A 12,148-nucleotide genomic window follows, 5' to 3' on the forward strand; every position below is an offset into this window, starting at 1 on the left:
CCGTCAGTTCTCCTCGAACTCGACGAGCGTGCCCTGGAAATCCTTGGGATGGGCGAAGACGACGGGATTGCCGTGTGCGCCGATCTTCGGCTCGCCGCCGCCGAGCAGGCGGATGCCGTTCGCCGTCGCCGTGCCGATGGCCGCCGAAATGTCGTCCACGTCGAAGCAGACATGGTGGATGCCACCCGCCGGCTGGCGCTCCAGAAAAGCGGCGATGGGCGAATTCGGCCCCAGCGGCTCCAGAAGCTCGATCTTGGTGTTCTCGAACTCCACGAAGACGATGCGCACACCGTGTTCCGGCAACTCCTGCGGCTCGGTCGTGGTGACGCCGAGATCGCGGTAGCGGCTGGCCGCCGCTGCCAGATCCGGGACGGCGATGGCGATATGGTTGACGCGCTTCAGCATGCTGACCTCACTGGTTCCTGCGGCGGCCTTCGATCAGGTCGAGCACCGTCCGGGCGGCATCGAGCACGTTGGTGCCCGGGCCGAAGACGGCGGCCACGCCGTTGTCCATCAGATAGGAGTAGTCCTGCCGCGGGATGACCCCGCCGCAGACGACGATGATGTCCTCGCCGCCCGTCGTCTTCAGGGCCTCGGCAAGCTGCGGCATCAATGTCTTGTGGCCGGCGGCGAGCGAGGAGACGCCGATGACGTCGACCTCCTTCGCGGCGGCCATGGCGGCCGCCTCCTCCGGTGTCTGGAACAACGGCCCCGCCAGAACATCGAAGCCGAGGTCGCCGAAGGCCGAGGCGATCACCTTGGCGCCGCGGTCGTGGCCGTCCTGCCCGAGTTTTGCGACCATGACGCGCGGCTTGCGCCCGAGCTTGGTGGCGACGCCGTCGAGACGTTCGGTCAGGACCGACAGTTCCGGCTCGCCCTCATAGGCCTTGCCATAGATGTTGCGCACGACCTTGGGCTCGGCGACATGGTTGCCGAAGACCGCACGCATGGCATCGGAGATCTCGCCCACGGTGGCTCTGGCGCGGGCACAGTCGACGGCCGCGTCCAGGATGTTGCCCTCGCCGGTGCGGGCGACCTCCTCAAGGCGCGCGAGCGCGGCCGTGACGGCAGCGGAATCCCGCCGGCGCCGGATCGCTTCGAGTCGCTTGATCTGTGACGAGCGGACGGCGGTGTTGTCGATCTCCAGCGTGTCGATCGGCGCCTCGTCCTCCAGGCGGAACCTGTTGACGCCGACGATCACCTCTTCGCCCTTGTCGACCGCTGCCTGCCGGCGCGTCGCCGCCTCCTCGATCAGCCGCTTCGGCAAGCCGGCATCGACGGCCTTCGTCATGCCGCCCATCGCCTCGACGTCCTCGATCAGCGCCCAGGCCTTTTCCGCCAGTTCGTTGGTGAGGCTCTCGACATAATAGGAGCCGGCGAGCGGATCGACGACCTTCGTCACGCCCGTCTCGTTCTGCAGGATGAGCTGGGTGTTGCGGGCGATGCGGGCGGAAAACTCCGTCGGCAGCGCGATCGCCTCGTCGAGCGCATTGGTGTGCAGCGACTGGGTGCCGCCGAGCGCGGCCGACAGCGCCTCATAGGCGGTGCGGATGACGTTGTTGTAGGGGTCCTGCTCCTGCAGCGAGACGCCGGAGGTCTGGCAATGGGTGCGCAGCATCAGCGAGGACGGCTTCTTCGGCTCGAATTCCTGCATGATGCGCGTCCACAGGAGACGCGCCGCGCGCAGCTTGGCAGCCTCCATGAAGAAGTTCATGCCGATGGCGAAGAAGAAGGAGAGGCGCCCGGCGAAATCGTCGACGTCGAGCCCCTTGGCAAGCGCGGCACGGACATATTCGCGCCCGTCCGCCAGCGTGAAGGCCAGTTCCTGCACCAGCGTCGCCCCGGCCTCCTGCATGTGATAGCCGGAGATCGAGATGGAGTTGAACTTCGGCATCTGCCGCGCGGTATATTCGATGATGTCGGCGATGATCCGCATGGAGGGAGCCGGCGGGTAGATGTAGGTGTTGCGGACCATGAACTCCTTGAGGATGTCGTTCTGGATAGTCCCCGACAGCTTTTCGCGCGGGACGCCCTGCTCCTCGCCCGCCACGATGAAGCTGGCGAGGATGGGGATGACGGCGCCGTTCATCGTCATCGACACGGAGATCTTTTCCAGCGGGATGCCGTCGAACAGGATCTTCATGTCCTCGACGCTGTCAATGGCGACGCCCGCCTTGCCGACATCGCCAACGACGCGCGGATGGTCGCTGTCATAGCCGCGATGGGTGGCGAGGTCGAAGGCGACCGACACGCCCTGCTGCCCGGCGGCCAGATTCTTCCGGTAGAAGGCGTTCGAGGCCTCGGCGGTGGAGAAGCCGGCATATTGCCGGATGGTCCACGGCCGCCCCGCATACATGGTCGCGCGCGGCCCGCGCACGAAGGGCGCAAAGCCGGGCAGCGAGGCGAGGTGCTCGATGCCCTCGATGTCGGCGGCGGTATAGAGCGGCTTGACGGCAATGCCCTCGGGCGTCTGCCACGTCAGCGTTTCCGGCGAGGCCTTCAGCTCCTTCTCGGCCAGCGCCTCCCAGTCGGCGATCGTCTTTTCACTCATCGGGCGCCCTCCTGCCGGCTGCGGTCAAGCTCGTCTGCCATCATTCGAACTCCATGATCAGCTCGTCGACCGCAAGGCTCGCGCCGGGCTCGACGGCAACGCGCTTGACGATCGCGCGTTTTTCCGCGCGCAGGATGTTTTCCATCTTCATCGCCTCGACGACGGCGAGCGCCTGGCCCGCCTCGACGGTATCGCCCGCCTTGGCGCTCACGGAGGTGATGACGCCCGGCATCGGGCAGAGCAGCATCTTCGAGGTGTCCGGCGGCTGCTTCTTCGGCATCAGCCGTGCCAGCGCCGCGACCCGGCCCGAGCGGACATGCGCCTTGATATCGATGCCGCGCCAGCGCAGGCGGATGGCCGGGCCGACGAGATCGACCTTCATGCCGACCGTCTCTCCGGCGATGGTGAAGGTGGCGTGCGTGGAACCCGGCACGAAGCTGCCGGCAACGGGCAGCACGGTGCCGTCGGCAAAGCGCACGCTGGCGCCCTCCACGCCGGTTTCCAGCGTCAGGGCAAGCTCGGTCTCGCCGAAGCGCACCACCCAGTCCTTGCCGAGAACGCGGCGGTGGTTGCCGATCGTGCCGGAAATCTGCACGGCGCGCGCCTGCATCACCTGGCTGACCGAGGCGGCGACGGCGGCAAGCACCCGTGCGGCCTCGCCGTCCGGCTCGACGCCGTGGAAGCCGTCCGGGAATTCCTCCGCGATATAGGCGGTCGTCAGCCGCCCCTCGCGGAACCGCGGCTGCTGCATGACGGCCGACAGGAACGGCAGATTGTGACCGACGCCCTCCACCTCGAAACCGTCGAGCGCGCGGGCCATGGCGTCCACCGCCGCAAGCCGGGCCTCGGCTCCTTCCCCCGGCGCCCAGGCGCAGAGCTTGGCGACCATCGGGTCGTAATACATCGAGATCTCGCCGCCCTCGTAGACGCCGGTATCGTTGCGCACGACGGTGCCGTCGGCCGCCTTGCCCTCGGCCGGCGGGCGGTAGCGCGTGAGGCGGCCAATCGACGGCAGGAAGTTGCGGTAAGGGTCCTCGGCATAGAGGCGGCTTTCGATCGCCCAGCCGTTCAGCTTTACGTCGTCCTGGCCGAAAGTGAGCTTTTCGCCGGCGGCGACGCGGATCATCTGCTCGACGAGGTCGATGCCGGTGATGAGCTCCGTCACGGGATGCTCGACCTGCAGGCGCGTGTTCATTTCGAGGAAGTAGAAATTGCGGTTCCCGTCGACGATGAACTCCACCGTACCCGCGGAGTGATAGCCGACGGCCTTTGCCAGCGCCACGGCTTGCTCGCCCATGGCCTTGCGCGTTGCCGCGTCGAGGAAGGGCGACGGCGCCTCCTCGATGACCTTCTGGTTGCGTCTCTGGATCGAGCATTCGCGCTCGCCGAGATAGAGCGTGCTGCCGTGTTTGTCGCCCAGCACCTGGATCTCGATATGGCGCGGCTGCGTGACGAACTTCTCGATGAAAATGCGGTCGTCGCCGAACGAGCTTTTCGCCTCGTTCCGGGAGGACTGGAAGCCCTCGCGCGCCTCCGCGTCGTTCCAGGCGATGCGCATGCCCTTGCCGCCGCCGCCGGCAGACGCCTTGATCATCACGGGGTAGCCGATGCGCGAGGCGATCGTCACCGCCTCGTCGGCATCCTCGATCAGGCCCATATGGCCGGGCACCGTGCTGACGCCGGCCTCCGCCGCCAGCTTCTTCGAGGTGATCTTGTCGCCCATCGCCTGGATGGCACCGACCGGCGGGCCGATGAAGGCGACGCCCTCCTTCTCCAAGGCTTCGGCAAAGGCGGCGTTTTCCGACAGGAAGCCGTAGCCGGGATGCACGGCGTCCGCGCCGGTCTTGCGGATGGCGTCGAGGATGCGGTCGATGACGATGTAGGACTGCGCCGACGGCGCCGGCCCGATATGCACGGCCTCGTCGGCCATCGTCACATGCAGCGCGTTGCGGTCGGCATCGGAATAGACCGCGACGGTGGGGATGCCGAGCCTGCGGGCGGTCTTGATGACGCGGCAGGCGATCTCGCCACGATTGGCAATCAGGATTTTCTTGAACATCAGGTGTCTTCCGGTCCCGGTCTCTTAATCTTTGTATTTCTTCTCATAGGGCATCAGCAGGATGGCCGAGGCCGTCGCGGCCCCGCCGAACAGCGAGGCGAAGGGCACGACAAGCAGGAGGACCGGCATCACCGGGTCCGCCGCACGGGCGATGCGCGTGCCGATGCCGCCGATGTCGAGGAGAATGACGGCGGCGGCCGTCGCCGCGCCGATCAGGCCGCCGACGAGCGCATGCAGCATCATGAAACGCAGCATGTGCCAGTGATCCTTGCGCGCCTCCTCCGGCGTCAGTTCCGGCCGTTCCATCCTCCCCGTCCTCGTCAAAGCGGTATCGTGTCGTGCTTCTTCCAGCGCGTCTCCACCTGCTTGTTCTTCAGCGATGCGAAGGCCCGCGCGATGCGCCGGCGCGAGGAATGCGGCATGATCACCTCGTCGATGAAGCCGCGCTCGGCGGCGACGAAGGGGTTGGCGAAGCGCGCCTCGTATTCCTTCGTGCGGGCGGCGATCTTTTCCGCATCGCCGAGTTCCGAGCGATAGAGGATTTCGGTCGCACCCTTGGCGCCCATGACGGCGATCTCGGCGGTGGGCCAGGCATAATTGACGTCGGCGCCGATATGCTTGGAGGCCATGACGTCATAGGCCCCGCCATAGGCCTTGCGGGTGATCAGCGTCACCATCGGGACGGTCGCCTGACTGTAGGCGAAGAGCAGCTTGGCGCCGTGCTTGATGATGCCGTTATATTCCTGTGCGGTGCCGGGCAGGAAGCCGGGCACGTCGACAAGGGTCAGGAGCGGGATCGAGAAGGCATCGCAGAAGCGCACGAATTTCGCGGCCTTGCGGGCGGAATCGATGTCGAGGCAACCGGCCAGCACCATCGGCTGGTTGGCGACGACGCCGACCGTCTGGCCTTCCAGCCGGATGAAGCCGGTGATGATGTTGCGGGCGAAGGCCTCCTGCAATTCGAAGAAGTCGCCCTCGTCGGCCAGCGCCAGGATCAGCTCCTTCATGTCGTAAGGCTTGGTCGAGCTTTCGGGCACGAGGCTGTCGAGGCGCATCTCGAGGCGTGCGGGATCGTCGTGGAACGGACGGACCGGCGGCTTCTCCCGGTTGTTGAGCGGCAGGAAATCGAAGAGCAGCCGGACATTCTCCAGCGTCTCGATGTCGTTCTCATAGGCCGCGTCGGCGACCGAGGATTTCTTCGTATGGGTGCCGGCGCCGCCGAGTTCCTCGGCGGTGACGATCTCGTTCGTCACGGTCTTCACCACGTCCGGGCCGGTCACGAACATGTAGGACGTGTCGCGCACCATGAAGATGAAATCGGTCATGGCCGGCGAATAGACGGCCCCGCCCGCGCAGGGGCCCATGATGACGGAAATCTGCGGGATGACGCCGGAAGCCTCCGCATTGCGGCGGAAGACCTCGGCATAGCCGGCAAGCGAGGCGACGCCTTCCTGGATGCGCGCGCCGCCGCTGTCGTTGAGGCCGATGACCGGGGCGCCGTTGCGCACCGCCATATCCATGATCTTGCAGATCTTCTGGGCATGGGTTTCCGACAGCGAACCGCCGAGGACCGTGAAATCCTGGCTGAAGACATAGACCTGGCGGCCGTTGATCGTGCCCCAGCCGGTGACGACGCCGTCGCCCGCGAAGGTCTGTCCCGCCATGCCGAAATCGACGGCCCGGTGGGTGACGTACATGTCGTATTCCTCGAAGGAGCCCTCGTCGAGCAGCACCTCGATGCGCTCGCGCGCCGTCAGCTTGCCCTTGCCGTGTTGGGCGTCGATGCGCTTCTGGCCGCCGCCGAGCCTTGCCTCGCTGCGGCGTTGTTCGAGTTGTTCAAGGATGTCGCGCATGAAGGCTCCCACTGGTGTCGTATCGATACTCATACCGGTTTGCATGGATTTGCTGAACCCTTGATCGGGCGCAAATGTGGAATTATAAATCTGCAAACTGAAACTTGCGAAATTGCGAACATGGCGCTCGGAAAACTGTTCATCGGCCTTAAGGTGCGCGAGCTGCGCGTGGCGAGCCAGCAGACGCAGAGCCAGTTCGCCAAGCGCATCGGCATTTCTACCAGCTACCTCAACCAGATCGAGAACAACCAGCGCTCCGTCTCGGCCGCCGTGCTGCTGCAGCTCGCCGACAAGTTCAACCTCGACATCAGCGAACTGTCACGCGGGGAGACGGACCGGCTGCTCTCGGCGCTCAGCGAGGCGCTCGCCGATCCGATCTTCGAGAGTTTCAGCCCTTCCCTCCAGGAACTCAAGCTGATTTCGCAGAACGCGCCGGCGCTGGCCCATGCGCTCGTGCTCGCCCACCAGGCCTATCGCCGCAAGAGCGAACAGCTGGCGAGCCTCGACCACGACCGCGAGAACGCCCCCGGCCTCGGCGCCACACCCTATGAGGAGGTGCGCGACTTCTTCCATTTCGTCGACAACTACGTGCACGCGCTCGATGTTCTCGCCGAAACGCTGGCGGCCGGCCTTTACGGTGCGGGCTTCGACCGCAGGTCCGCCCTCGTGCGCCATCTTGGGGAGCAGTTCGGCGTCTCGGTCGTTTTCGCGGAGACCAATGACAGCCCGCTGCGCCACTATGACCGCGACCGGAAGACCCTGACCCTCAACCGGCTCTCGGCGAACCCGACGCAGGTCTTCCAGCTTGCCCACCAGATCTCCCAGCTCCATGCGGCGCGGGAGATCGAGGAGATCGTCCAGCGGGCGAATTTTCGCACGGACGAAGCAAGGGACATCTGTCGCATCGGGCTGCACAACTATTTCGCCGGCGCTCTCGTCATGCCGTACAGCGATTTCCTTGCCGCCGCCCAGGCGCTGCGCCACGATATCGAATTGTTGTCCGCCCGTTTCGAGGCCTCGCTGGAGCAGGTCTGCCACCGGCTCTCGACACTGCAGCGGCCGGGCAACAAGGGCGTGCCGATCTTCTTCGCGAGGATCGACCGTGCCGGCAACATCACCAAGCGGCACAGCGCGACGAAGCTGCAATTCGCCCGCTTCGGCGCGGCCTGTCCGCTGTGGAACGCCCACCGGGCCTTCGAGGTGCCGCAGGGCATCATCCGCCAGCTTGCCGAGACGCCCGACGGGGTACGCTATCTCTGTCTTGCAACGCAGACCTTCAAGGGCACCGGCGGTTTTGCCGCCACGCGCACGGGCTATGTGCTCGCCTTCGGCTGCGAGGTCTCCTATGCCGACCAGTTTGTCTATGCGGACGACCTTGATATCGGCGAGCGCTCCCGCTTCGAGCCGATCGGCATTTCCTGCCGGCTGTGCGAACGTGGCAACTGTCCGAGCCGGGCGGTCCCGCCGATCCGCGGCCGCCTGCAGGTCGATCCCGATATCCGCGAGACGATCCCCTATCGCCTCGCCTGAGCAAAAGCCCTACCCGTGTCCGGACAGCAGCCGCTCCATCTTGCCGAGCAGGCGTGGCAGGTCCACCGGCTTGGTGTCGAAGTCGTCGCAGCCGGCTTCGCGCGCCCGCGCCTCATCGACGCTCATGGCATGGGCGGTGAGCGCAATGATGGGCAGGCCCGTACCGGCCGGGCCGCTGCGGATGCGGCGCGTCGCCTCGCAGCCGTCGATGCCGGGCAGGCCGATATCCATCAGCACGAGGTCCGGCGCATCCGTTCCCGCCCGCACCACGGCCTGTTCGCCATCTTCGGCGAGGATCACCTCGTAGCCTTTCCGCTCCAGCCGGCGGGAGAGCATGTCGCGGTTCATCTCGTTGTCTTCGACCAGCAGGATCTTGGTCATGGCGTCAATTCCCGATCGGTTTTTCGCGTGCGTGTGACGATGACCTCGCGCAGCGCCTGCGTGAGTTCGACATGCGCACCCTTGCCCTTGCCGATGATCTGCGTCGCCCGGGCGCTGAGCAGGTCCCGTTCGGCATTGCTGAGATGCTTGGCGGTGACGACGAGGACCGGCACCGTATCCCATTCCTCCCGCTCGCGCAGGGCGGCGAGGAATTCGAAGCCGTTCATTTCCGGCATCTGCAAATCGAGGAGGATGGCGACCGGCGGCGGGTTGGCGGCCAGCCACGCCATGCCCTGACGCCCGTTCTCCGTCAGCGCCACGCTGCGTCCGAGCCGTTCGACGGTGCGCTGCATGAGCAGACGCGTCGCCGGGTCGTCTTCCACCACCAGCACCGTGCCGCCCTGGCTGCCGCCGGTCAGACGCGCGATGAAATCGCTGAGCTCGCCGCGATCGACGGGCTTTGCCAGCATGGCGGCGGCGCCGAGCGTGAAGCCGAGTGCCTTCTCGTTGCTGATGGAGACGATGACGACGGGGATGGCGGCCAGTTCCGGATCGGATTTCAGCGCGACGAGCACGGACCAGCCATCCATCTGCGGCATCAGGATGTCGAGCGTGATGGCGGCGGGACGGTGCTTGCGCGCCATGTCCAGCGCCTGCTCGCCCGTGCCGGCGTAGAGCACCCGGTAGCCGTCGCGCTTGAGATGCGAGCCGATGATGTTCATCGACGCCTCGTCGTCGTCGACGACGAGCACGGCGGGCCGCTCTGCCTGCTCCGGCCTTGCGGCAAGACCCGCCTCCTCGCCGAGGAGGCCTTCGCCGTCTTCCGCATCGTCCGCCGTGTTCTCCTGAGGATCGGGCAGGATGAAGGTGAAGCGCGAGCCTTCGCCCGGCCGGCTTTCCACCGTTAGGTCGCCGCCGAGCATCTGGGCGAAGCTGCGGCTGATGGCAAGGCCGAGGCCGGTGCCGCCGAACTTGCGCGAGGTTGAGCTGTCGGCCTGGGAAAACGCCTGGAAGAGGCGGCCCAGCTGTTCCTCGTTCATGCCGATGCCGGTGTCGCGGACGGTCAGCGACAGGAGCCGGCCGGCACCCTTGCCCTGCCGCGCGACGGTGAGCGTGACAGTGCCCTTTTCGGTGAATTTGCAGGCGTTGCTGAGAAGGTTGAGCAGGGTCTGCTTGACCTTGGTGATGTCGGTCTCGATCGTGCCGATATCGGCCGGGCACTCCACGGCAAAGGTATTGTCGTTCTTGGCGGCCAACGGCCGGATCAGCGCCGCGACGTCCTGCGTCAGGGCGCCGATATCGAAGCGCTCGCGATAGACCTCCATGCGTCCCGCCTCGATCTTCGACAGGTCAAGGATGCCGTTGATGAGGCCGAGCAGGTGGTTGCCGGCACTCTCGATCTTCTTGAGGTCGGGCAGGAAATCGGTCTGGCCGGTATCCTCCGCGTCCTCCTGCAGGATCTGCGCGTAGCCGATGATGGCATTCAGCGGCGTGCGCAGCTCGTGGCTCATGTTGGCGAGGAATTCGGACTTCACCTGCGTGGCGCGCTGCGCCTCGTCACGGGCCAGCTCCAGCTCCTGCTGGCGCTGGCGCAGCTCGGTGATGTCGACATAGACGATGGTGAAGCCGCCTTCGTGGGTGCGGCGCTCACTGATCTGCATCCAGCGCCCGTCCCGGAAGGGGGTGACGCGGGTGGCGCTGTGGTCGTGCGAGGCGAGCCGGGTGGCGAACCATTCGTCGAACGGTTTGTCGAGTTCGACGACGTGGCGCCCACCCGCCTCGATGACATCGCGGAAGGTCGAGGTGCCGGCCACCATGGCGTCGTGCACGGGATGCATGTCGCGAAAGCGCTGGTTGACGATCAGCAGCCGCTCGTCGGGTCCATAAAGGGTGAAACCTTCCGCGATGCTCTCGATGGCATCGACGAGTGTCCGGCGTTGATGCTCGGCCTCCTGCGTCAGTCGCGCCCGCTCCGCCTGCCCTTCCTTCAGAAGCTGCAGGGCCGCGCTCACCTTGCCGAGTTCGTCGGCGGCCGCCGCAGGCACGGCGACATCCGCATCGCCCGCCGTCAGGCCGCGCACGGCCGCAACGATTTCGCCGAGCGGTTTGAGGATCGAGCCGAGGATGACGATGGTCAGCACCGCGCCGATGACGACGGCGGCGATCGAGAGCAGAGAGGCGACATTGGCTGCCCGCTCGAACTGCCGCAGGATGTTCGCCCGCGCTGCCGTGGCCTGGCGTGAAAGCACGCCCTGGAGGGCCGTCAGCTGCTCGTCCACGCTGATGCCGTAGCGCCGCGCCTCGGCGAAGTGGGTGTTGCCGATGACGCGCTGGTCGTCGGTATAGGCATCGACGGCCTGGGTTGCGAGGTCGTCGAAGCGGGCGACCTCCTGACGGATCGCCTCGGCCTCGGCCGGCCGGTGTTCCGCAAGCCGGTCGAGCCGTTCGCCAAGGCGCGTGCGGGCCTCGCCGGCACGGGTCTCGGCCAGCGTCAGCAGGCTGACGGAAAGGTCGGCCTGCCAGTAGCGCAGGCTGTTGAAGGCGGCGCGCACGTCGTCCGACAGGACGATGATCTCGGCGATGCGATTGGCTTCCTCGCCCGATTCGAGGGCTTCGGAGAGTTCGCTGCGGGTAAAGAGGCTGCTGCCGATGGTCGCAAACAGCAGCACCGCCGCCAGGAGGACAAGCCGCACCCGGATCGACAGGCGCCGCAGCGAGAGGAACGACGCGGGCGAACGGCTCATTGCGGGATGAGCCCGATGCTGATCACCCCGCCGAGATCGCCCTCATGGGCGCCCTCCTTCGGATAGCCGGTCACGTCCAGTTCGCCGGCCGGATCGCCGTGACAGGTCAGACAGGAGGGCACGTAGTACTCTGGCACCATGACGCGCGCCCTCTCCTGCCCCTCCTCGAAAACCATGGCCGAATAGATCTGGCCCTTCGGCCAGTCGGCCTTTTCGAGATAGTCGCGGATCGCCGCGGCCTCGAAGGCGTCCGGCCGGGCCTTGCGGTTGCGGATCAGCACGGGGGGCGCGGTGAATTTCATGCTTGCCTCCTTGCCGGCACGCGCCTCGAAGGCCTCGTTGACGAGACGCGTGAAGGTGGCGGGTATGAACCCCTTGAAGCCCTTGCCCTTGGCGTTGATCGTCTCCTGGTTGGAGTCCATCACCTCGACCACCGCGTCCATCTGCGCCCGGATGAGCCGTCCTTCATAGGAGGCGGGATCGATGGTGTTCGGATCCCGGCCGGTGGCCTGGCGGTAGTTGGCGATGGCCTTTTCCAGTACGGCCGCGCCCGAAAGACCCTTGTCGCCCAGCGCGGGGTCGTTGATGCGCTCCTGGTTGGTGGAAATGACCGCACGCGCCGATTGCAGCATGGTGGCAAGGCTTTGGGCGATGGCAAGGTCTGCCGGGCCGGCCTCGGCAGCGAAAGCACCGCCAGCAAGGGCCGACATCAACAGCGCGGCAAGGCCGCCTTTCACGAACGCACGCATCGCCGTCCTCCCCTGCGCCCGCCGAACCGGCGTTACGATGATGGAAAGATAGCGGAATTCCGCTGACCGGCAATCGGCAAATCATGGAGCGAAGCGCGGGCGTCGCCCTCTGCCATGGCCCCTCACCCTAACCCTCTCCCCGCAGGCGGGGAGAGAGGACCTGTCCTGTGCTGGGTTGTGAATCCCGGGAAACCGGATCTGCCCATTCCCGTCGCCCCGCTTGCGGGGAGAAGGTGCCGGCAGGCAGATGAGGGCGATCTGCGACCTCGTCGCGAACACGA

Annotated in this window: 9 protein-coding genes; 1 reads left to right on the forward strand and 8 read right to left on the reverse strand. The window is 66.2% G+C overall.

Annotation, left to right across the window (positions count from 1 at the left end; genetic code table 11):
* Positions 1 to 3 precede the first annotated feature (3 nt).
* Genes mce through K0P03_RS30090 form a run of 5 tightly spaced genes read right to left on the reverse strand, consistent with a single transcriptional unit; the run spans position 4 to position 6,463 of the window.
* Positions 4 to 405, reverse strand: coding sequence for a methylmalonyl-CoA epimerase (mce, locus tag K0P03_RS30070; RefSeq protein ID WP_024270073.1), 402 nt, complete (start codon positions 403 to 405; stop codon positions 4 to 6).
* 7 nt (positions 406 to 412) lie between these two features.
* On the reverse strand, positions 413 to 2,551 hold the full coding sequence (gene scpA / locus K0P03_RS30075) for a methylmalonyl-CoA mutase (protein ID WP_050744312.1): 2,139 nt from the start codon (positions 2,549 to 2,551) through the stop codon (positions 413 to 415).
* A 40-nt stretch (positions 2,552 to 2,591) separates the two neighbouring features.
* On the reverse strand, positions 2,592 to 4,610 hold the full coding sequence (locus tag K0P03_RS30080) for an acetyl-CoA carboxylase biotin carboxylase subunit (RefSeq protein ID WP_024270071.1): 2,019 nt from the start codon (positions 4,608 to 4,610) through the stop codon (positions 2,592 to 2,594).
* Between the two features lie 24 nt (positions 4,611 to 4,634).
* The gene (locus K0P03_RS30085) at positions 4,635 to 4,916 is read right to left on the reverse strand and encodes a hypothetical protein (protein WP_245290161.1); all 282 of its coding nucleotides are present in this window, start codon (positions 4,914 to 4,916) and stop codon (positions 4,635 to 4,637) included.
* 14 nt (positions 4,917 to 4,930) lie between these two features.
* On the reverse strand, positions 4,931 to 6,463 hold the full coding sequence (locus tag K0P03_RS30090) for an acyl-CoA carboxylase subunit beta (RefSeq protein ID WP_024270070.1): 1,533 nt from the start codon (positions 6,461 to 6,463) through the stop codon (positions 4,931 to 4,933).
* A 120-nt stretch (positions 6,464 to 6,583) separates the two neighbouring features.
* On the opposite strand from K0P03_RS30090, the gene K0P03_RS30095 reads away from it, so the two are divergent.
* Positions 6,584 to 7,993, forward strand: a complete 1,410-nt coding sequence (locus tag K0P03_RS30095) for a helix-turn-helix domain-containing protein (protein WP_272791521.1) — start codon at positions 6,584 to 6,586, stop codon at positions 7,991 to 7,993.
* A 9-nt stretch (positions 7,994 to 8,002) separates the two neighbouring features.
* Here the strand turns inward: K0P03_RS30095 and K0P03_RS30100 are convergent, their stop codons facing one another.
* Genes K0P03_RS30100 through K0P03_RS30110 form a run of 3 tightly spaced genes read right to left on the reverse strand, consistent with a single transcriptional unit; the run spans position 8,003 to position 11,867 of the window.
* Complete coding sequence (locus K0P03_RS30100) at positions 8,003 to 8,374, reverse strand: response regulator (RefSeq protein ID WP_023517393.1); 372 nt, start codon at positions 8,372 to 8,374, stop codon at positions 8,003 to 8,005.
* Entirely contained in the window at positions 8,371 to 11,118 is a 2,748-nt protein-coding gene (locus K0P03_RS30105; protein WP_272791522.1) for a hybrid sensor histidine kinase/response regulator, read from the reverse strand. Before K0P03_RS30105 ends, K0P03_RS30100 begins: the two co-directional genes overlap by 4 nt.
* Positions 11,115 to 11,867: a Tll0287-like domain-containing protein gene (locus tag K0P03_RS30110; RefSeq protein ID WP_050744307.1), complete on the reverse strand. Its 753-nt coding sequence runs from the start codon at positions 11,865 to 11,867 to the stop codon at positions 11,115 to 11,117. Before K0P03_RS30110 ends, K0P03_RS30105 begins: the two co-directional genes overlap by 4 nt.
* Positions 11,868 to 12,148: the final 281 nt, after the last annotated feature.

The sequence above is a fragment of the Shinella sp. HY16 genome, from assembly GCF_028534175.1.
Classification (GTDB): Bacteria; Pseudomonadota; Alphaproteobacteria; order Rhizobiales; family Rhizobiaceae; genus Shinella.

Bases quoted from the DNA above. Each gene is read 5' to 3' on its own strand.
- mce (WP_024270073.1), bottom strand. From the start codon at position 405: ATGCTGAAGCGCGTCAACCATATCGCCATCGCCGTCCCGGATCTGGCA.
- scpA (WP_050744312.1), bottom strand. From the start codon at position 2,551: ATGAGTGAAAAGACGATCGCCGACTGGGAGGCGCTGGCCGAGAAGGAG.
- K0P03_RS30080 (WP_024270071.1), bottom strand. From the start codon at position 4,610: ATGTTCAAGAAAATCCTGATTGCCAATCGTGGCGAGATCGCCTGCCGC.
- K0P03_RS30085 (WP_245290161.1), bottom strand. From the start codon at position 4,916: ATGGAACGGCCGGAACTGACGCCGGAGGAGGCGCGCAAGGATCACTGG.
- K0P03_RS30090 (WP_024270070.1), bottom strand. From the start codon at position 6,463: ATGCGCGACATCCTTGAACAACTCGAACAACGCCGCAGCGAGGCAAGG.
- K0P03_RS30095 (WP_272791521.1), top strand. From the start codon at position 6,584: ATGGCGCTCGGAAAACTGTTCATCGGCCTTAAGGTGCGCGAGCTGCGC.
- K0P03_RS30100 (WP_023517393.1), bottom strand. From the start codon at position 8,374: ATGACCAAGATCCTGCTGGTCGAAGACAACGAGATGAACCGCGACATG.
- K0P03_RS30105 (WP_272791522.1), bottom strand. From the start codon at position 11,118: ATGAGCCGTTCGCCCGCGTCGTTCCTCTCGCTGCGGCGCCTGTCGATC.
- K0P03_RS30110 (WP_050744307.1), bottom strand. From the start codon at position 11,867: ATGCGTGCGTTCGTGAAAGGCGGCCTTGCCGCGCTGTTGATGTCGGCC.